This is a genomic window from Sandaracinus amylolyticus (genome assembly GCF_000737325.1).
Taxonomy (GTDB): Bacteria; Myxococcota_A; Polyangia; order Polyangiales; family Sandaracinaceae; genus Sandaracinus; species Sandaracinus amylolyticus.
The window spans coordinates 8,879,224-8,898,813 of record NZ_CP011125.1; the positions used below are offsets into that span (position 1 = coordinate 8,879,224).

A 19,590-nucleotide genomic window follows, 5' to 3' on the forward strand; every position below is an offset into this window, starting at 1 on the left:
CGAAAGTATCACATCGGACGGATACGGAAGACGTGGGGGAGTGTCAGTGCGCACGCGCGAGGTGGAGCCGCAGCGACACCGGACGGTCGGGCACGACCTCGGCCTCGCTCGTCACGTAGCCATCGCGCGAGATGCGCACCGAGACGGCGGACGTCGCGCGCGACGCGTCGAACGTGAGGGGCGTCTCACCACGCACCGAGCCGTCGATCCGCACCTGCGCGCCGCTCGGCACGCTGTCGATCGTGATCGGCACGCGCGGGGGCGCGCTCGCGATCGTCGGGATCGACGCGGCCGGCGAGAGGGTCGCGAGCGTTCCCGCGATCGCGGTCACCAGCGCGCCGGTGACGATCCACGGCACGCGCTGCAGCGCCGTCGGACGCAACGGCGCGCGCGCCGTCTCGCGGTCGCTCCCGACGTCGCGCGGCGGCATCGATCCCGCCTCGTCGGCCCCGCGCACCGTCCACGGCACCTCGGGCAACGTCGCGGTCTCGCGCACCATCGCCTGTCGATCGCCGGCGTCGGCGGCGTAGGCGCGCGCGAGCTCGGCCACGCGATCGCGCACGTCCTGCGAAGGATCGAGCGAGCGCAGCTCGGCGCGCAGCACCGCGCGCATCGCGGCCGCGGTCTGGAAGCGCTCGTCGGGATCGCGCGCGAGGGCGCGCATGCACACGTCCTCGAGCGCGCGCGGGATGCGCGCGTCGGGCGCGACCTCGGAGGGACGCGGGACCTCCTGGTCGACCACCGCGCGCACGATCTCGGCCTCGGTCGTGCGCGCGAAGAGACGCTGCCCGCTGAGCATCTCGTGCAGCACCACGCCGAGCGCGAACACGTCGACGCGGCGATCGGGCGCCGCGCCCTCGAACTGCTCGGGCGCCATGTACGCGAACTTGCCCTTCGCGACCCCGGTGTTGGTGCGCGACGAGCGATCGGCGAAGTGCGCGATGCCGAAGTCGAGCAGCTTCACCTCGCCGTGCAGCGTGAGGAACACGTTGTGCGGCGTGACGTCGCGATGCACGAGCTCGAGCCACCGGCCGCTCGCGTCCGTGAGCTCGTGCGCGGCGTGCAGCCCGGCCGCGACCTCGGCGACGACGTGGGCCGCGACCGCGGGCTCGATGCCACGTCCCTCCGCGCGCAGCTCGCGCTCGACGCCCGAGAGCGACGCGCCGCGCAGGTACTCCATCACGAGGAAGTACGCGCTGTCGTCGTGCCCGATCTCCTCGACCGCGACGACGTTCGGATGGCTCAGCCGCGCGAGCACGCGGCCCTCGTCGAGCATCGCCATCGACAGCGCCTGATCGTGCGCGAGGTGCGGCAGCATGCGCTTCACGACGACGCGTCGGTCGAAGCCCTCGATCCCCGTCCGCCGCGCGAGGAACACCTCGGCCATCCCACCGCACCCGAGACGAGCGATCACCCGCAGATCGCCGATGCGTGTCGGCAGCTGAGGCACGACCGGCAGCACACGCATGGAACGCGCACATAGGTTCGAGCGCGCGACGACAAGACCGCGCGCGGGAACCGACGGCGCTCCGATCAGAGGTTCTTGCGGATCAGCGACAGCGCGCGCGAGCGCGTGCCGTCGGGGCCGAGCGGCATCGCGAGCTTCTCTTCCGCGAGCTTCGCGAGGCACCAGTCGAGCGCGTCGTCGACCGACGTCGTGACGTGGTGCGGGTTCGCGGGCTTCCAGACCCAGAGGATCGCGGTGAGCGCGCCGCGCGCGAGCGCGTCCTTCACGAGCGTCGCCGAGCCGACGCAGAGCTTGCGCGACATGTCGCGCACGCGCGGCGAGCTCGCCCAGTCGGCGATGCGCTTGCGCTGGCGCGCGTCGGGCGCCTCCGCCTCGGCGGGCGTGACGCTGATGATCGCGTAGCGCTTGCCGCGCTGGAAGTGCTGCTCGAAGAGCTCGGCCATGCGATCGACGGTGCGATCGTCGTAGCGCATCGGCGCGACGCTCACGATGATCGGGAACGCGTCCTCCAGCAGACGGTTGTCGACGGCAGAGCGCGAGGAGACGAGCGGTTCCATCGTTCCTTCCGCGGGCACACGAAGCCGCGCGACGGCCGGAGATCGACCGTCCAGCGTGCACGCGCGGAGCCCTCGCGCGCGCCGGGATCGCTCGGGACCGGGTCCACCGAGCGTCGATCGTTCGTACCGCATCCGAGGGCGGACGCGCAAGCGATTTCTTTCAGTGTCGTCCGACGAATCCGTTGCCGGCGCAATCACTCGTGGTGGTGACCGTGGCCGCCGTGGCCGTGATCCGGCGTGCAGCGCGCGTCTTCCCAGCCGACCCAGTACGCGCCGTCGGGGCCGTGCTCGCGCTTCCAGATCGGCACGCGCTCCTTGATGCGATCGATCAGCGCGCGGCACGCGTGGAACGCCTCGCCGCGATGGGGCGCGCTCGCCGCGCACACGACCGCGACGTCGCCGACGTGCAGCGCGCCGATGCGGTGCGCCGCGGCGAGGCGCGCGTCGGGGATCTCGCGCTCGAGCTCGTCGACGATCCGCTGCATCTCCGCGAGCGCCATCGCCTCGTACGCCTCGTACTCGAGCAGCGTCACCGCGCGACCGTCGTTCACGTCGCGCACCGTGCCCTCGAACACGACGATCGCGCCCGCGCCCGGGCGGCGCACCTCGGCGGCGACGCGCTCGGTGCTCAGCGCCGCGCGCTCGATCGACACGCAGCTCACGCGCAGCCTCCTGCGACCGGCGGGATGATCGCGATCACGTCGCCCTCCTCGATGGCGTCGCTCATCGCGGCGAACGCTTCGTTGCGCGCCCATCGCAGCGACCCGCCGCGACCGGCGAGCGCAGGCACGCGCTGCTCGATCCACGCCGCGAGCGCGCCGACGGTGCGCACGTCGTCGGGCACGTCGACGCGCTCCTCGGCTCGCCCCGCGAGGTCGCGCGCGCCCGCGAAGTAGAGCACCGTGACGCGCATCAGGCGCGCCCGATCGGCGGGTTCGCGCCCGAGGGCTCCATCGCGACGCCGAGCTCCTTGCGCAGCGCCATCCACGAGGGCGAGACCGAGTAGGTGATCAGGTCGTCGATCAGATCGTCGGTGAGCACGCCGGGCACCGCGGGCATCATGCGCTGCATGCGGTCCGACACCGCGAGGCCGCCGCACAGCGCGAACCCGGCGCGCACCGCGGTGTGGTGCACCGCGCGGCGATGACGGCGCACCGCGTGCGCGAGCTCGGCGCGCGGATCCGCGCCGGCGAGGCGCAGATCGGCGGTCGCGTTCTGCAGGGCTTCGCGCACCGGCGGGACCATGTGGCGCGCGAGCGCGTCGGCGAGGCCGACGATGCGCGCGTCCTGCGAGGGCACACGCCCGTCGAGGTGCAGCGCCGCGAGCACGATCGCCTCGAGCTCGAGCTGCGCGGGCGCGAGCGCGATCAAGTACGCCTCGTGCCGGTAGAGCGAGAGGTGGTGCCCGAGCACGTGCAGCATCGACACCTCGTCGAAGCCGGTCGCGAGCGTGCCGCCGCAGAGGCTCGCGACGGGCCACGCGTGCAGGTGCGCCATGCCGCCCGGGACGTCGGTGCGCAGGAAGAAGCGCGGGCGATCGAGCGAGAACGCGCGCGCGGCGTGCGCGAAGAGGCGACCGACGCCGCCGCCCACGTGCGCGAGATCGATCTCGTCGCGCGGGCGCAGGCCGAGCTCGCGATCGGAGCGCGCGCGCATCTGGAGGTACGCGGGCCAGAGCGCGCCGAGCAGGCGGCCGATCTCCGCGTCCTCGTCGTCGTGCGCGAGGAACGCGCGGAAGAGATAGGGCGAGAGCGGCGTCGGGAAGCCGGGCGGCGACTCGGGCTGCAGGCGCGAGAGGCGCAGCTCCATCGCGTCGGCGACGTGGAGGTGCGCGAGCGCGCGCGCGACCTGGCTCGCCTCGTCGAGCGCGCCCTGCTCCCAGTGGTGGCGGAAGCTCGCGCGCAGCGCGTCGAGATCGCGCGAGCTGCGCACGATCGGCGCGGGCTCGGACGCGAACGCGGGAGGATGGACGCTGCCGCTCGACGCGCCGATGCGCGTGGGCTCGGAGCTCGGCTCGCGGGTGGCGGCGGTCTTGCCGATCGAGATCGAGGCGGGGGTCTGGTCGCGACGCGCGAGCGGCGCCGGCTTCTTCGCTGCGGGTGACGGCGTCGCGCCGGGCTTCGTCGCGGGCGCGCGCGGAGCGGGGCTCGACGAGGGCACGTCGCGGGGCGGCTGCGTGCCCGGGGCGCGCACGGTCTTCGGGATGCGGACGACCTCCATCTCGGCGCTCTCGGGCGGGCGCATCGTGGACGGCCGATCCGAGCCCGACCGGCGCGGGCGCGCCGGCGGATGGCTCGAGGGCGAGCGTCGCACCTCGACGATCTCCTCGAGCTCGAGCACCCGCCGCACCGCATCGCGCTCGATCTCGAGGAGCGACAACACGAGCACGCGTCCGTCGACGGTGCGCGCCTCGAGCTGCAGCTCGCCGGTGCGCCACGCGAGGCTCAGCGGGAGATCACCGGCGAGCGGCAGCGCGCGGAAGGCCTCGAAGCGCTCCGGCCGCGTGAGCAGGCACGGAGCGCCTCCGGCGAGCCGCAGAACCAGCGCCTCGCCCTGCTTGCGATCGAACGAGCGCCCGATCAGCGCCCAGTCCGCGATGGTGCCCGCGGGCAGGTCGCCGGGCAGCCACTCGGCCAGGTCACGGGGGAGCGCGGTCACGGGGCGAAAGATACACGTAGCGCGATCCGCCGCTATCATGCGCGTCCTTTCGACAACGTTCGCACGGAGGACATGAGCGTGGAGCCCGTCATCCAACTCACAGGCAAGGTCGCGATCGTCACCGGGGCGAGCCGCGGGATCGGTGAGTCCATCGCGCGCACGTTCGCGAAGGCCGGCGCGAAGGTGGTGCTCGCGTCGCGCAAGATCGACGCGCTGAAGGCGGTCCAGGCGGGCATCGAGGCCGACGGGGGCGAGGCGTTCGCCCACGCGTGCCACACGGGCTCGCGCGAGCAGGTCGAGGGCCTGGTCGCGGCCGCGGTCGAGCGCTTCGGCAAGGTCGACGTGCTCGTGAACAACGCGGCCACGAACCCGTACTTCGGCCCGATGACGAACATCGAGGACGCGGCCTGGGACAAGACGTTCGAAGTGAACGTAAAGGGCTACTTCTACGCGACGCGCGCGGTCGCGCAGCACTGCATGTCGCGCAAGGCGCCGGGCTCGATCGTGAACGTCGCGAGCGTCGCCGGGCTGATGGCGATGCCGCTCCAGGGCGTGTACGCGATGACGAAGGCGTCGGTGATCTCGATGACGAAGACGCTCGCGATGGAGCTCGGCTCCGCGGGCATCCGCGTGAACGCGATCGCGCCCGGCCTGGTCGACACGAAGTTCGCGTCGGCGCTGACCGCGAACGACGAGATCATGAACATGGTGCTCGGCCGCACGGCGCTGAAGCGCGTCGCGCAGCCGCACGAGATCAGCGGGATCGCGCTGCTGCTCGCGAGCGACGCCGGGTCGTACTTCACGGGCGAGACCGTCGTCGTCGACGGAGGCTGGACGCTCTAGCGCGGGGCGTGGGGCTCTCACTCCGTCGGGAGCCCCTGCTCTCTCGCTCGTCGATCGTGCCGCTCCGCGACCACGTCCAGCGCGCGCCGGACGTCGCTCGGCACGCTCTCGTCGAGCACGATCCGCCACGCGCCGTCCTCGCGCCGCATCGCGATGCGCACGCCTTCGCGCGGCGCGACCGTCGCGCGGTCGCCGAAGATCTCCACGCGCAGCTCGTCGCGCCCCGCGGCGATCGCACCGAGCACCCACCCCGCGAGCCCCTCGCCCACCGGGCCCGGCGGGAGATCCGCGAAGCACGCCTCGAACGACGCGCGATCGCGCAGCTCGAAGCGCTCGTGCGCGGCCATGCGCGCGCGGATGTCCTCCTGCGTCGCGTCCTCGAGCCCGTAGCTCGCGAGCAGCGTCTCGATCGTGTGCTCGGGCGTCGAGAAACGCGCGTCGACCCCGCGCGGCGCGTCGCACGCGACCATGCCCAGCACCGCGATCGCGATCAGCTCCCGACGCATCGTCCTCGCCTACTCCCTGCGATCTCGCGCGTCCAGTTCGCCGCGAAAGGGGATCGCGACGGCCGTGATCTCGTAACCTCCCCGCGCCGCCATCAGGCGAGGAGGGGCAATGAGAAGACACGAACGCGCGCGGCTCGCCGCGCTCTGGACCGGGTGCGTGCTCGCGGGGTGCACGCCCGACGGCGCCGCGATCGCGACGCCCACACCCCCAGCGACCACGACGACCCCGCATTTCGAGGTCGCCGACGTCGTGCTCCAGGCACGCACTCGGTTCCGCGAGCACGACGGGCGCATCGTCGCCGGCATCGACACGCACCTCGCGGAGATCCAGGGCGACGCGATCGCGCTCACGCCCGCGCACTGGACGGCTCGGGAGCGCGCGCCGATCTCGCCACAGGTCACGCCGCCCTCGCAGGACGACGCGATCCGCGCGCGCACGCCGTTCGTGGTGCGCACCGCGCGCGTCGCGCGCGGCGAGACGCGCGCCGACACCGACGCGGCGTCGCGCACGCTGCACGACGGAACGATCGAGCTCGCGCGCGGCGCCGTGATCGAGCAGGTGCGCGACTCGGCGCAGGGCGTCGAGCAGAGCTGGCGATTCGATCGTCGCCCCGAGGGCGCGGGCGATCTCGAGGTCCACGTCGCGCTCGCGAGCGATGGCTGGGCGCACGTCGCGTCGGACCACGAAGGCGCGCACTTCCGCGAGGCCGCGAGCGGGCTCGGCGTGCGCTACGGGCACGGCACGTGGATCGACGGCGAGGGCGCGCGCACGCACGTGCCGGTGCGCTGGAGCGGCAGCGAGCTCGTGCTCGTGGTCCCGAGCGAGCTCGTCGAGTCGTCGCGGTATCCCGCGGTGCTCGATCCGGTGATCGGGCCCGAGGTCGCGGTGGGCACGCCGGTGAACGGCCCGCTCGCGTACGACCAGATCGATCCCGCCATCGCGAGCGACGGAACCAACTGGCTCGTCGTGTTCGCCGACTCGGTCTTCGGCGACTGGGACGTCCGCGCGCTGCGCCTCACCGCCGCGGGCGCGGCGATCGGGTCGGTCGTCGAGATCGCGCCGGCGCTCGGCGATCAGGGCACGCCGAGCGTCGCGTGGAACGGGACGCGCTACGTCGTGGCGTGGGAGGACGGCCGCAACGGCGTCGACTGGGACGTGTACACGACGACCGTCGACGCGGCGGGCACCGTCGCGACGCTCGGCGGCACCGCGCTCGCGAACAGCGCCGCGAACGAGACCGCGCCTCGCGTGGCGTCGTCGGGCGAGACCTCGCTCGTCGTGTGGCGCAGCGGCGATGCCGCGCCGTTCGGCGTGCTCGGCATCCGGCTGATCGGCGACGGCTCGCGCCTCGACGCGACGGCGACGGCGATCGCGACGACCGAGCAGAGCGCGGGCGTCGGCGGCGGTCCAGCGTTCGTCGTCGCGTGGCCCGCAGCGGACACGGCGGAGCTGCAGGGGCGCCGCATCGCGCCGTCGGGCGCGTTCTTCACGGACGCCGCGAGCTTCTCGATGAACGATTTCGGCGTCGACGTCGCGATCGCGGGCGGCGCGAGCAACTGGCTCGTGACCTACTCGGGCGTGGACGCGACCGGGACGCGCTGGGCGATCCACGGCGCGTCCGTGCCGAGCGCGGGCCCGGTGGGCACGCCGGCGGCGGTGCAGCTCAGCCCGAACCTGACGCGCGAGTACCGCGTCCCGGCGGTCGCGTACAACGGCGCGACGTTCCTCGTCGCGTACCTCGAGTCGCTCGACGACACGTTCGCGCTCACCGACGTGCGCGCGACGCGCGTGTCGGCCGCCGGCGCGGTGCTCGGCACCGCGGGTGGGCTGGTGCTCGGCGGCGACGGCAACGACATCCAGCCGATCGTCGCGACGCTGGGCACGACGTTCCTCGTCGCGTGGACCGAGCTCGGCACCGATCAGACCGACATCGTCGGTCGCCGCGTGAGCTCGTCCGGCACGATCACCGACGCGACCGCGCGCGTGCTCACGACGGGTCCGTCGCGACAGCTCGCGAGCACCGTCGCGTCGAGCGGCACCGCGTTCCTCGTCGCGTGGGTCGAGACCGCGGGCGGCGTCGTCGACGTGTACGGCGCGCGCGTCGGCGCAGGCGGCGCGCTCGTCGGCAGCGCGTTCGCGATCGCCGACGGTCCGGACCGCCAGACCGTGTCCGACGCCGCGTTCACCGGGACGAGCTACGTCGTCGTCTACTCGGAGGCGAACGACGTCTACGCCGTGACCGTGACGACGAGCGGGCTCGCCGGGGCCCCGCTCGCGCTCGCGAACGATCCGACGCGCATCGAAGGCGCGCCTGCGGTCGCGTGCCACGCGAGCCTCGGATGTCTCGCGGCGTGGGAGCAGGCGCCCGACGCGGAGTCGGAGTTCGACGTCTACGCGCGTCGCTTCACCCCCGGCACCGGCGCGATGCAGGATCCGGCGCCGATCGTCACCGAGCCCGGCGATCAGGGCACGGTGTCGGTCGCCGCGAGCTCGAGCGCGTTCCTGATCGCATGGGCCGACGCGCGCAACGCGGGCGACTCGGACGTGCGCGTCGCGCGCTTCACCAGCTCGCCCACGCCCGCGGGCGGCACGCTGCTCGCCGGCGGCGCCGCGCTCCAGGGCCTTCCCGACGTGGCGTCCGATGGCACCAACTTCCTCGTGGTGTGGCAGGACCAGCGGAGCGGGGGCGCGACGCCCGACGACGTGTACGCGGCGCGCATCTCCGCGGCGGGCGCGTCGCTCGACGGAAGCGGGTTCGGCGTCGCGACGAGCACCGACTTCGAGAGCGGTCCCTCGGTCGCGTTCGACGGCGCGCGGTACCTCGTCGCGTGGTCGCGCCGCACCGCGAGCGACGCGGACGTGCTCGGCGCGCGCGTCGCGACCGACGGCACGGTGCTCGACGCGCCCGCGCTCGGCATCGCGACCGGCGCGCTCGAGCAGGGCGGCGTGAGCCTCGCGGGCGCGACCGGCGGGCCGTGGCTCGCGACGTACGTCGCGGTCGACGGAGTCGATCGGGTTCGCACCCGCACGATCGGCCGCGACCCGACGGGCACCACGTGCGGGGCCGCGGCGGACTGCGCGAGCGGGCACTGCATCGACGGCGTGTGCTGCGAGCGCGCGTGCGGCGCGGGCGAGGTGTGCAGCATCGCCGCGGGCGGCACGAGCGACGGCACGTGCACCACGCTCGGCGTCGACGCGGGCACCGAGGACGCGGGCGTGATCGGGATGGTCGACGCAGGCACCGACGCAGGCACGACGACCGAGAGCGATGCCGGCACCGACGCAGGCAGCGACACCGATGCCGGCAGCGACACCGATGCCGGCAGCGAGACCGACGCCGGCACCGATGTCGACGGTGGCACCGATGTCGACGGTGGCTCCGACGTCGACGGTGGCTCCGACGTCGACGCAGGCGGCACCGACGCCGGAACGATCGGCGTCGACGCCGGCTCGGGCAACGACGCCGGCACGCGCAGCGACGCCGGCACCACGACGCCGCCCGACGGCGGCGACGAAGGCTGCAGCTGCAGCGTCCCCGGTGCGCACCCGGGCCGCGCGCCCCGCGCGCCCCTCGCGCTCGCTGCGCTCGCGCTCGCCGCAGCGGTCACGCGCCGCCGCCGCCGCTGAGCGATCCCACACGAACGAGGCCCCGCGTCGCAGCGCGCGTCGCGGGGCCTCGTCGTTCCGTCGCGCGCGCGTGCACCGTTGACCGCTCGGATCGCGTGTTTAGCTTGGCCGCTCGCTGGCGCGGATGTTGCGCGCCTGCTTCCACCGAGAGGCACGCCAATGCGACTCGACCGACTGACGAACAAGACGCGCGAGGCGCTCGCGGCGGCGATGCAGATCGCCACCGAGATGGGCAACCCGGAGCTCTATCCCGAGCACGTCGTGCTCGCGCTGCTCTCGCAAGACGGCGGCGTCGCAGGGCCCGTCGTGCAGAAGGCGGGCGCCGATCAGCGCGCGCTCGCCGACGCGATGAAGCAGCGCCTCGCGACCATGCCGAAGGTGAAGGGCGGCGCCGAGCCCGCGCTCTCGCGGCGCACCCGGCAGCTCCTCACCGACGCGTGGAAGGAGACCGAGGCGCTCAAGGACGAGTACACGAGCGCCGAGCACGTGCTGCTCGCGATCACCGCGCAGCGCGGCGACGATCTCACGAAGATCTTCGAGCAGCGCGGCCTCACGCGCGACAAGGTGCTCGCCGCGCTCAACGAGGTGCGCGGCAGCCAGCGCGTCACCGACGCCGAGCCCGAGGGCAAGTACCAGGCGCTCGAGAAGTACACGCGCGATCTCACGAAGGCGGCGCGCGGCGGGAAGATCGATCCCGTGATCGGCCGCGACGAGGAGATCCGCCGCGTGATCCAGGTGCTCTCGCGCCGCACCAAGAACAACCCGGTGCTCATCGGCGAGCCCGGCGTGGGCAAGACCGCGATCGTCGAGGGCATCGCCCACCGCGTGGCGCAGGGCGACGTGCCCGAGTCGCTCAAGGACAAGCGCGTGCTCGCGCTCGATCTCGGCGCGATGGTCGCGGGCGCGAAGTACCGCGGCGAGTTCGAGGATCGCCTGAAGGCCGTGCTCAAGGAGATCGAGACCGCAGCGGGCGGCGTGATCCTCTTCATCGACGAGCTCCACACGCTCGTCGGTGCGGGCGCCGCCGAGGGCGCGATGGACGCGTCGAACATGCTCAAGCCCGCGCTGGCGCGCGGCGAGCTCCGCGCGATCGGCGCGACGACGCTCGACGAGTACCGCAAGCACATCGAGAAGGACGCCGCCCTCGCGCGTCGCTTCCAGCCGGTGTTCGTCGGTCAGCCGACGGTCTCCGACACGATCAACATCCTGCGTGGCCTCAAGGAGCGCTACGAGGTCCACCACGGCATCCGCATCCAGGACCCGGCGATCGTCGCGGCCGCGGTGCTGAGCGATCGATACATCACCGATCGCTTCTTGCCCGACAAGGCGATCGATCTCGTCGACGAGGCCGCGTCGCGCCTGAAGATGGAGATCGAGTCGCTGCCGACCGAGATCGATCAGGTCGAGCGCAAGATCGTCACGCTCGAGGTCGAGAAGCAGGCGCTCAAGAAGGAGAGCGATCCCGCCTCGAAGAAGCGCCTCTCGGAGCTCGAGATCGAGCTCAGCGAGCTCAACGAGAAGAAGAGCGCGATGCGCGCGCAGTGGCTCCGCGAGAAGGAGCTCATCGAGGAGATCCGCGAGTCGAAGCAGGAGGTCGAGGACCTCAAGGTCGACCTCGAGCGCGCGCAGCGCACGCGCGACTACGAAGCGGCCGCGCGCATCCAGCACGGCGAGATCCCGGAGTCCGAGCGCCGCGTGAAGGAGGCGCAGGCGAAGCTCGCGGAGGTCCAGCGCGAGAAGAGCTTCCTCAAGGAGGAAGTGACCGAGGAGGACATCGCCGCGGTCGTCTCGAAGTGGACCGGCGTGCCGGTGAGCAAGATGCTCGAGAGCGAGCGCGCGAAGCTGCTCCACATGGAGGACAAGCTCCGCACGCGCGTCGTCGGTCAGGACCTCGCGCTCGTCGCGGTGGGCAACGCGGTGCGTCGCTCGCGCGCCGGGCTCGGCGATCCGAACCGTCCGATCGGCAGCTTCCTCTTCCTCGGCCCGACCGGCGTCGGCAAGACCGAGCTCGCGCGCGCGCTCGCCGAGTTCCTGTTCGACGACGAGCGCGCGATGGTCCGCATCGACATGAGCGAGTACATGGAGAAGCACGCGGTGTCGCGCCTCATCGGCGCGCCGCCGGGCTACGTCGGGTACGAGGAGGGCGGGCAGCTCACCGAGCCGGTGCGTCGCCGGCCCTACTCCGTGATCCTCTTCGACGAGGTCGAGAAGGCGCACCCCGACGTGTGGAACGTGCTGCTCCAGGTGCTCGACGACGGGCGCCTGACCGACGGCCAGGGTCGCACCGTCGACTTCCGCAACACGGTCATCGTGATGACCAGCAACGTCGGCTCGACGCACACGCTCGCGCTCGACGACGACGAGGGCATCCGCGTCGCGGTGATGGAGGAGGTGCGCGCGCACTTCCGGCCCGAGTTCCTGAACCGCCTCGACGAGATCGTCGTGTTCAAGCGGCTCGGTCGCGAGCAGATCCGCGGCATCGTCGACATCCAGCTGCGCCGGTTCGCGCAGCGCCTCGCGGACCGCGAGCTCGCGCTCGACATCAGCGACGGCGCGAAGGACTTCCTCGGCGAGGTCGGCTACGACCCGGTGTTCGGCGCGCGCCCGCTCAAGCGCGCGATCCAGAAGCACCTCGAGAACAAGCTCGCCGAGGACATCCTCGCGGGCCGCTTCGAGCCCGGCGACACGATCGTCGTGGAGCGCAGCGGCGACGACCTGACGTTCCGCCGCCGCCGCGCCGACGGCGCGACCGAAGCCGCGACGCGCATCGAGGCGTGAGCCCCGACAGGAGTGCTCGTCCCGCCGGTCCCGGACGGGAGCGCGCGAAAGCGCGCGGACGGTAGGGCCCGGCGGGCGAGCCGATTTTGTGCGGGGGGTGATCCGCTAGCGCGAGAGAAGAACGGCGGGCCTGCGTCTCCGGACGTGGGCCTTGTCGTTCCGTCTCATCGTGACTCGACGATTGGAACGTCCAGTGCTCTCCTCCGACCGATCGGGGTCGTTGTGCCGCCCCGCGCCGGAGGCTCTCGTGCCGCGTCGTCTCCCGCTCTTCGCGTTCGTCGCGCTCACTCTCGTCTCGCCGATCGGCGCGGCGGCCCAACAGGCCGATCGCGCGGCGGACACGAGCTCCGCGCCCGCCGAGCAGCCACGACCGAGCGAGGTCGTGCGCGAGCTCGAGCTCACGGCGATGCGCGTGCAGCGGATGCTCGACGAGACGCGGCGCGCCGGTCGGACCCAGCACGCGAGCTGCGTCGACGAGCAGCTCTCGCAGATCACGGCGACGCTGCGGCTCGCGCTCGAGCGCACCCAGCGCACCCAGCGCTACGAGCGCGAGCGCAACGTGGAGATGGCCGAGCGCGAGCGCGCGCTGGTCACGCGCCTGTTGCCCCGCGCGCGCGAGCTCGAGCGCGAGGCGCGGCGCTGTGTGGATCCCGACGCCGACACCGAGAGCGGCCGCACCCGGGTGACGACGATCATCGACGCCGACGTCCCGCGCGACGCGATCCGCGAGCCGCGCCGCCGCGAGGGCGCGGTCCACGAGTGAACGCCGGCGCATGCGCGCGACACGATCGCGCACATGCTGCACCGCTCGTTCGTGCTCGTGGTGTTCCTGTCGCTCGTCGCGCTGCCCGCCGCCGCGCAGGAGCGATCCTCCGAGGTCGTACGCACGCTCGAGCGCAGCGCGACGCGCATCCAGCACCTGCTCGGCGAGACGCGCCGCGCCGGTGACGTGCGGCGCGCGAGCTGCGTCGACGAGCAGCTCTCGCAGCTCACCGCGACGTTACGGCTCGCGCTCGAGCGCCAGCACCGCGCGAACCGCCACGAAGATCGCGGGGATCGTGTGATGGCGGAGCGAGAGCGCGCGCTGATCACGCGACTGTCGGCGCGCGGCCAAGAGCTCGAGCGCGAGGCCCAGCTGTGCGTGGACCCCGACGCGCTCGAGGGGAACCGCACCCGAGTCACGGTGCTGATCGATCCGGACGTGCCCGACGACGCGCTCGAGGAGATCACGGATCGTCGCGCCGTGTTCGCGCGCTGACGACGGCTGTCACCCTTCCGGTGGCCAGTCGACCCGCAGCGCGTCGAGGTCTGCCTCGATTTCCTCGATCGTTTCGACCCATCCATCGCGCTCGGACCCGTTCTCGCGGGTGAGCACGAGGTATCCGCCGCCCGGCGACCGAACGATCTTGATCATCTCGACCGCTCCGGCGGCGGGCGCGGGCGAGACCATCCCCCAGACATCGAACGGGAAACCCGGCACGCTGAAAACGCGAATGCCCGGCGCGCTCTCACGAGCGGCCGGGCTTTGTTCTGCGCTCTCGCGACGCGCTCAGCGCGCCTGGAGCTGCTTCTCGCGCTTGCGACGGCGACGCGCGGCCTCGGACTCCTTCTTCCGGCGCTTCACCGACGGCTTCATGTAGTGCCGGCGGCGCTTCAGCTCGCGGAGGATGCCCTCGGCGGCCATCTTGCGCTTGAGGTGCTTGATCGCGCGCTCGACGCCCTTCTCACCGACCACGACCTCGACGGGCTTGCACTGCACCGCGTCGCCGACCTGGATCGCGTCCCCGTTCTGCGCCGGGGCGCCTTCCGGGCGCTGCTGCGTCTCCTCGCTCACGAAGGGCTCCTCTCGAAAAGGGCGCCGAGAATGGCACGGGGCCCTGGGACGTGCAAGCGCCGAGGGATCATCTCGGCTCCGCCTGCCGCGATCCATCCATCATGAGGTGCGGCGCGGCGTGCGAGCCCTCGTCGCGGAGGCGCATCCCGAGGTCGATCCGCAGCGCCGCGTTGACCAGACCGAGGTGGCTGAACGCCTGGGGGAAGTTGCCGAGCAGCACGCCGCTCGACGCGTCGATCTCCTCCGCGAGCAGGCCGACGTGGTTCGACGCCTCGGCGTGCGCGACGAACACCTCGAGCGCCTCGTCGATGCGTCCCTGCAGCGCGAGGTTCTCCGCGAGCCAGAACCCGCACAGCAGGAACGCGCCCTCGTCGCCGCCCACGCCGTCGTCGGTGTCGAGGCGATATCGATGGATGAACGGCCCCACCGAGAGCTCCTTGCGCACCCACTCGGTGGTCTCGACGACGTACGGGTGGCGCGCCTCGAGGAAGCCGTGCAGCGGCAACCTCAAGAGCGCCGCGTCGGGCACGTCGACGCCGTACGCCGCGGTCAGGCGCTTGCCGGTCGGATCGAGCGCCGCGCGCAGCACGTCGGCCTGCACGTCGCGCGCGGCGTCGCTCCACGCGTGCTCCTGCGCGACGTCGCCGAAGAGCCGCGCGATGCGCGCGCCGCGATCGAGCGCGACCCAGCACATCGCCTTGCTGTCGACGTTGTGCTTCTCGCCGCTGCGGGGCTCCCAGATGCCGTGATCGGGCTCGCGCCAGCGACAGCGCACGATCTCGACCACGTCGCGCAGGTGGCGCCAGGTGCGCAGCGTGAGCGAGCCACCCATGCGCTCGAACATCGACGCGGCGTCGACGAGCGGGCCCGTCGCGTCGAGCTGCAGCTGCGTCTTCGCGCCGTTGCCGATGCGCACCGGGCGGCTGTCGGCGAAACCGCGGAGGTGCTCGAGCACCTTCTCGTCGGGCACCGCGAGGCCGTCGATCGCGTACATCACCTGCAGGCCGCCCTCGCGCTCCATGCAGTCGCGCACGAAGTAGAAGAACTCGCGCGCCTCGCGCTGACAGCCGACGAGGTTGAGCGCGTGCACCGCCATCGCGGCGTCGCGCGTCCAGGTGTAGCGGTAGTCCCAGTTGCGCGTGTTGCCGATCCACTCGGGCAGCGACGTCGTGGGCGCCGCGACGATCGCGCCGGTGGGCGCGTACGTGAGCAGCTTCATCAAGAGCGCGGAGCGCACGACGTGGTGTCGCCACGGGCCGTCGTAGGTCACGTGGCTCGTCCAGTGGCGCCACGCGCGCCGCGTCGCGCGCAGGTGATCGAACGGACGGTACGCCTCGATCGGCTCGGGCGAGCGACCCGCGTACGAGAGCACCATCCACCTGCGCTCGCCCTTCTTGAGCGAGACGCGCGTCGCGAGCCCCGAGCCGCGCTCGCGCGCGCTCCACTTCGCGTCGCGCACCACCGCGACCATGCGGTCGCCGCTCGTCCCGCGCGCGAGCACGCCGCGCTCGCCGTGCTCGAGCGTGGTCTCGGTCGCGCCGTAGTCGAAGCGCGGATCGAAGACGATCTCGAGCTCCACGCGGCCCTCGACGCACTCCACGCGGCGATGGATCTCGTGGATCGCGGCGCGCGGATCGTCGGTCCACGGCATGTAGTCGGTGATCCGGACCACGCCCTCGCCGGGCACGCGGAAGAGCGTCTCGAGCACGTTGGTGTCGGGGTCGTAGCGCTGGAGCGACTCGAACGGACGGCGCACCGGCTGGATCGACGTGCTCCCGCCGCGCTCGGGATCGAGCACCGCGCCGAAGCAGCTCGGGCTGTCGAAGCGCGGCATGCAGCACCAGTCGATCACGCCGTCGACGCGCACCAGCGCGCACGTGAGACCGTCGCCGATGATCCCGCGCGCGGCGATGCCGAGGCGCCGCGCCACGCGGTGCGGATCACGATCGTCCTCGGTGAACACGAAAGGGCGCGAGAGGCGCGAGGCGGCGCTGTAGAGGTCCATCGCGAGCTCGAGGGTAGCGCGCGGCCCCGGGTGCGGTACCGCGCTTGCTGCCCGTCGCACGGTGCGCACCAACGCTCGGGCCCGACGCGCCCTGCGGGCGCTCGCGATCGCGTCCGTCGCGACGCTCGTCGTGGCGTTGCTGCACGTGTGGCTGCGCCCCTGGCTGGGCTCGACGGCGTCGCTGATGCTGTTCCTGCTCGCGGTGTACGTGAGCGCATCGGTCGCGGGCATGCTCGGCGGATCGATCGCGGCGGTGCTCGGCGTGCTCGTGGGCTCGGTCTTCTTCATGGGACGACCGGGCGAGCTGGGACCGCTCGCCAGCGGCGATCAGGTGCGCGTCGTGTTCTTCCTCGCGGTCGCGATCGCGATGTCGGCGACGAGCGAGCTGCTCCTGCGCACGCGGCGCCGCCTGCAGCGCGAGGTGGACGCGCGGAGCGACGCGCTCGCCGAGCGCGAGAAGCTCCTGCTCCGAGAGCGCGATGCGCGCGCGAACGCCGAGTCGATGGCGCGGCTGCGCGACGAGTTCGTGGGCACCGTCTCGCACGAGCTGCGCACGCCGGTGAACGCGATCCTCGGGTTCGCGGTGCTGCTGCGGCAGCGCGCGAGCGTCGACCCGAAGATCGTGCGCGGGCTCGAGGTGATCGAGCGCAACGCGCGCGCTCAGGCGCGCTTGATCGACGACATGCTCGACCTCGGGCGCATCCTCGGCGGCAAGATGGCGCTCGTCCCCGAGCGGCTCGATCTGCGGGTGCCGATCCGCGACGCGCTCGAGTCGGTGCGGATGTCGGCGCGCGCGAAGCACCTCGTGCTCGAGATCGATCTCGGCGAGGAGGCGGTGCCGGTGATGGGCGACGCGGGGCGCCTGCAGCAGGTCGCCTGGAACCTGCTCTCGAACGCGCTGAAGTTCACGCCGAGCGGCGGGCGCGTGCGCGTCGCGCTGCGGCGCGAGGACGAGCGCGCGGTGCTCGACGTGATCGACACCGGCGAGGGCATCGATCCCGCGTTCCTGCCGCACGTGTTCGACCGCTTCCGCCAACAGGACGCGTCGAGCACGCGCGTGCACGGCGGGATGGGCATCGGGCTCGCGATCACGCGGCAGCTGATCGAGCTGCACGGCGGGCGCGTGCGCGCGGAGAGCGCGGGGCGTGGTCGCGGCGCGCGGTTCGAGGTGTCGTTGCCGATCGCCGAGCCCGGTGCGCAGCCGCACGCCGAAGAAGCGATGCCGACGCGGCCGAGCGCGGTGACGCCGGTGCCGCTCGCGCACGGTCTGCTCGAGGGCGCGCGCGTGCTGCTCGTCGAGGACGACCCGGACTCGCGCGAAGCGGTGCGCGAAGGGCTGCGCTCGAGCGGCGCGATGGTGGACGCGGCGGACGCGGCGGAGCCCGCGCTCGCGCTGCTCGACCGCGGGCGCTACGACGTGCTCGTCAGCGACATCGGGATGCCGGGGCACGACGGCTGGTGGCTGATGCGCGAGGTGCGGCGCGCGGCCGCGCAGTACAGCCGGATCCCGGCGATCGCGATCAGCGGGTTCGTGCGCGAGGAGGACGCGCGCGCGTCGAGCGAGGCGGGGTTCGATCGCCACGTGGGCAAGCCGCTCGATCCGATCGAGCTCGCGCGCGAGATCGCGCGGATGATCGGGCGCCCGTCGGACGTGACGAGCGCACCGTCGTGAGACGAGGTCGAGCCCGCCGATGAAGGCGGACTCAGCAGAGTCGTGCTCGTGCGGGGAGAACGTGGGCGCGTCGGGTGCGCGAGGCCTGGAGTGCCTGGAGCGCGCTCGGCATCGAAGGCGCGTGAGCTTGCCCGGCATCTCGGTGCGCGCGTAGCTCGGCATCGGCTCACCCCTGAGCGCCCACTGCTCGCGCGTCAGCGTCCAGACCAGCGCGGTGCGTTCGTCGACCGTGCTCGCATCGCGCGAATCGGGGCGGCCTTCTTCGTCGAGTGAGACGCGCCGAACCGGCCATGGGTCGACGAGCTCCGTCGCGAGCCGATCATCTCTGAGAGGCCACACTCTGCGCCCGCATGCTCTTCGCGCCCGGTCGGCGCGACGTGGGTCGCTCTCAATCGATCGCAGCGGCCAAGTCGAACCCGACGTCGTCCAGGCTCGCGTTGCAGCGGACCTCACCGCTTCTCAGGATCGCACAGGTGCGCGCGAGGCTCGTCTGTCCGATGTCCGCGACCTCACCCAGTACACGGCGAGGCTCTCGATCGACGAGCACGCTCGATGGGATCGTGACCCCGAGTGTCGTGAGACAGTGAACGTCGCCGTCGGTGAGCACCGCGCAGACGTTCACTCCGACGCTCCGAAGAGCCTCGACCGAACCAGGCAGGCGATGGCGCCTGATCGCGTCGGCAGGAGGCATGATCCGACTGCTGTCCGGGTGGCACAGACTCGTGTCGCCGACGACGCCGCCCCAACAGTGGAGCTCGGTTCGGTTCACTGCGAGCGCACACCCGCCCTGAATCGTCGTCGCGACCGCGATGACGCGATCAGGAATCGGGACGTCGACCCACTCATCGCAATGGGATGACGAGCACCCGGGGCCGAGTCGCCCGCCGTCCGCGTTCCCACGACACCTCACGACGCCGTCCGCGATCACGCATGAGTGCGCGAGATAGTCCACGGGAGTGCGGAGCTCTCGGCCTGCATCGTCCCCACGACACACCATCTCTCCTGAGCGCTCTCGCCAACACAGAGAGAATCCCGAGTCGTCCTGTGCGAGCTGAACGACATCGCGCCCGTGCGAGACGGGAGCCCCGATCGGAGTCGTCGTCCGCCGACTCATCCGCCAGCATCGTGCGGGCCCCGCGAGCCCCCAGACGCACAGGCGTTGCGCGCTCAGGTCGAGCCCGGCGAGCGGTTCGCGCGAGTCGTAGGTGAATCGCTGCGATTCGCCTTCTCTGCACCGAACGGTGTGTGGGTCGGCCAACCAGCACACCGCGTAACCGAAGGCATCGATTCGAGGCGAGACGCTGAGCGGCGGCAGCGCCGCAGGCACAAGTGTCGAGGGCTCGCTCGGAGCAGGCTCGACGTCGCGAGCTGGAGCCTCGAGCGCGTGAGCCGACGCGATTTCGAGGTCGCGGTCTCGCGGCGGGTCCCCGGAATCGACCGACACTCCACAGCCATGCGCCGCGTGCGCGAGCGCCAGCAGCAGCAGCGCAGCTCTGGGCCTGCTGCCACAACGCATGTCACGGGTTGACCGCGCGATCGAGTGCGGTCTCCGCGGTCGCACGCCGAGAAGAGCGCGCGCGGCAGGGCGTCCGAAAGCCCAGCCTGAGATCTTGAACGTCGAAGCGAGGAGCAGCGCGAGCT

The 19,590-nt window shown here is 72.4% G+C and carries 16 protein-coding genes; 6 read left to right on the forward strand and 10 right to left on the reverse strand.

Annotation, left to right across the window (positions count from 1 at the left end):
• Positions 1–43 precede the first annotated feature (43 nt).
• The 5 genes from DB32_RS37365 to DB32_RS37385 form a co-directional block, all read right to left on the reverse strand.
• Positions 44–1,468 (reverse strand): serine/threonine-protein kinase, encoded by a 1,425-nt coding sequence (locus DB32_RS37365; RefSeq protein WP_053237435.1) that lies wholly within the window; start codon positions 1,466–1,468, stop codon positions 44–46.
• A gap of 65 nt (positions 1,469–1,533) precedes the next feature.
• The gene (locus tag DB32_RS37370) at positions 1,534–2,025 is read right to left on the reverse strand and encodes a hypothetical protein (RefSeq protein WP_053237436.1); all 492 of its coding nucleotides are present in this window, start codon (positions 2,023–2,025) and stop codon (positions 1,534–1,536) included.
• Between the two features lie 194 nt (positions 2,026–2,219).
• Positions 2,220–2,687 carry a molybdenum cofactor biosynthesis protein MoaE gene (locus DB32_RS37375; protein ID WP_240481299.1) on the reverse strand — a complete coding sequence of 156 codons (468 nt, stop codon included), beginning with the start codon at positions 2,685–2,687 and terminating at the stop codon, positions 2,220–2,222.
• Positions 2,684–2,938: a molybdopterin converting factor subunit 1 gene (gene moaD, locus DB32_RS37380; protein ID WP_053237437.1), complete on the reverse strand. Its 255-nt coding sequence runs from the start codon at positions 2,936–2,938 to the stop codon at positions 2,684–2,686. The genes DB32_RS37375 and moaD overlap by 4 nt, the downstream gene beginning before the upstream one ends.
• Positions 2,938–4,683 (reverse strand): hypothetical protein, encoded by a 1,746-nt coding sequence (locus tag DB32_RS37385; RefSeq protein WP_053237438.1) that lies wholly within the window; start codon positions 4,681–4,683, stop codon positions 2,938–2,940. The genes moaD and DB32_RS37385 overlap by 1 nt, the downstream gene beginning before the upstream one ends.
• A gap of 72 nt (positions 4,684–4,755) precedes the next feature.
• Between DB32_RS37385 and DB32_RS37390 the strand changes: the two genes are divergently transcribed.
• Positions 4,756–5,526 (forward strand): glucose 1-dehydrogenase, encoded by a 771-nt coding sequence (locus DB32_RS37390; protein WP_053237439.1) that lies wholly within the window; start codon positions 4,756–4,758, stop codon positions 5,524–5,526.
• Positions 5,527–5,543: 17 nt separating this feature from the next.
• Here the strand turns inward: DB32_RS37390 and DB32_RS37395 are convergent, their stop codons facing one another.
• Positions 5,544–6,032 carry a hypothetical protein gene (locus DB32_RS37395; protein WP_053237440.1) on the reverse strand — a complete coding sequence of 163 codons (489 nt, stop codon included), beginning with the start codon at positions 6,030–6,032 and terminating at the stop codon, positions 5,544–5,546.
• Between the two features lie 109 nt (positions 6,033–6,141).
• Between DB32_RS37395 and DB32_RS37400 the strand changes: the two genes are divergently transcribed.
• The 4 genes from DB32_RS37400 (at position 6,142) to DB32_RS37415 (ending at position 13,696) form a co-directional block, all read left to right on the forward strand.
• Positions 6,142–9,660: an MYXO-CTERM sorting domain-containing protein gene (locus tag DB32_RS37400; RefSeq protein ID WP_157069930.1), complete on the forward strand. Its 3,519-nt coding sequence runs from the start codon at positions 6,142–6,144 to the stop codon at positions 9,658–9,660.
• A gap of 159 nt (positions 9,661–9,819) precedes the next feature.
• Complete coding sequence (clpB, locus tag DB32_RS37405) at positions 9,820–12,438, forward strand: ATP-dependent chaperone ClpB (RefSeq protein ID WP_053237442.1); 2,619 nt, start codon at positions 9,820–9,822, stop codon at positions 12,436–12,438.
• A 247-nt stretch (positions 12,439–12,685) separates the two neighbouring features.
• Positions 12,686–13,201 carry a hypothetical protein gene (locus tag DB32_RS37410; protein ID WP_053237443.1) on the forward strand — a complete coding sequence of 172 codons (516 nt, stop codon included), beginning with the start codon at positions 12,686–12,688 and terminating at the stop codon, positions 13,199–13,201.
• A 33-nt stretch (positions 13,202–13,234) separates the two neighbouring features.
• Complete coding sequence (locus tag DB32_RS37415; RefSeq protein ID WP_053237444.1) at positions 13,235–13,696, forward strand: hypothetical protein; 462 nt, start codon at positions 13,235–13,237, stop codon at positions 13,694–13,696.
• 9 nt (positions 13,697–13,705) lie between these two features.
• Here DB32_RS37415 and DB32_RS37420 read toward each other — a convergent pair whose 3' ends face one another.
• From DB32_RS37420 to DB32_RS37430, 3 genes are all read right to left on the reverse strand, one after another.
• On the reverse strand, positions 13,706–13,888 hold the full coding sequence (locus DB32_RS37420) for a hypothetical protein (protein ID WP_053237445.1): 183 nt from the start codon (positions 13,886–13,888) through the stop codon (positions 13,706–13,708).
• 99 nt (positions 13,889–13,987) lie between these two features.
• Positions 13,988–14,272, reverse strand: coding sequence for a 30S ribosomal protein S21 (gene rpsU / locus DB32_RS47580; RefSeq protein ID WP_053237446.1), 285 nt, complete (start codon positions 14,270–14,272; stop codon positions 13,988–13,990).
• Positions 14,273–14,339: 67 nt separating this feature from the next.
• Positions 14,340–16,277: a glycoside hydrolase family 15 protein gene (locus tag DB32_RS37430; RefSeq protein WP_053237447.1), complete on the reverse strand. Its 1,938-nt coding sequence runs from the start codon at positions 16,275–16,277 to the stop codon at positions 14,340–14,342.
• Between the two features lie 61 nt (positions 16,278–16,338).
• Here DB32_RS37430 and DB32_RS37435 point away from each other — a divergent pair, with 61 nt between their 5' ends.
• On the forward strand, positions 16,339–17,949 hold the full coding sequence (locus DB32_RS37435) for an ATP-binding response regulator (RefSeq protein WP_053237448.1): 1,611 nt from the start codon (positions 16,339–16,341) through the stop codon (positions 17,947–17,949).
• Between the two features lie 388 nt (positions 17,950–18,337).
• Here the strand turns inward: DB32_RS37435 and DB32_RS47585 are convergent, their stop codons facing one another.
• The gene (locus DB32_RS47585; protein WP_157069934.1) at positions 18,338–18,901 is read right to left on the reverse strand and encodes an RCC1 domain-containing protein; all 564 of its coding nucleotides are present in this window, start codon (positions 18,899–18,901) and stop codon (positions 18,338–18,340) included.
• Positions 18,902–19,590 lie beyond the last annotated feature (689 nt).

Excerpts from the sequence above, each read along its gene's own strand:
- clpB (WP_053237442.1), top strand. The coding sequence starts at position 9,820 with ATGCGACTCGACCGACTGACGAACAAGACGCGCGAGGCGCTCGCGGCG.
- DB32_RS37370 (WP_053237436.1), bottom strand. The coding sequence starts at position 2,025 with ATGGAACCGCTCGTCTCCTCGCGCTCTGCCGTCGACAACCGTCTGCTG.
- DB32_RS37420 (WP_053237445.1), bottom strand. The coding sequence starts at position 13,888 with ATGGTCTCGCCCGCGCCCGCCGCCGGAGCGGTCGAGATGATCAAGATC.
- DB32_RS37365 (WP_053237435.1), bottom strand. The coding sequence starts at position 1,468 with ATGCGTGTGCTGCCGGTCGTGCCTCAGCTGCCGACACGCATCGGCGAT.
- DB32_RS37395 (WP_053237440.1), bottom strand. The coding sequence starts at position 6,032 with ATGCGTCGGGAGCTGATCGCGATCGCGGTGCTGGGCATGGTCGCGTGC.
- DB32_RS37415 (WP_053237444.1), top strand. The coding sequence starts at position 13,235 with ATGCTGCACCGCTCGTTCGTGCTCGTGGTGTTCCTGTCGCTCGTCGCG.
- DB32_RS37390 (WP_053237439.1), top strand. The coding sequence starts at position 4,756 with ATGAGCGTGGAGCCCGTCATCCAACTCACAGGCAAGGTCGCGATCGTC.
- DB32_RS37400 (WP_157069930.1), top strand. The coding sequence starts at position 6,142 with ATGAGAAGACACGAACGCGCGCGGCTCGCCGCGCTCTGGACCGGGTGC.
- DB32_RS37430 (WP_053237447.1), bottom strand. The coding sequence starts at position 16,277 with ATGGACCTCTACAGCGCCGCCTCGCGCCTCTCGCGCCCTTTCGTGTTC.
- moaD (WP_053237437.1), bottom strand. The coding sequence starts at position 2,938 with ATGCGCGTCACGGTGCTCTACTTCGCGGGCGCGCGCGACCTCGCGGGG.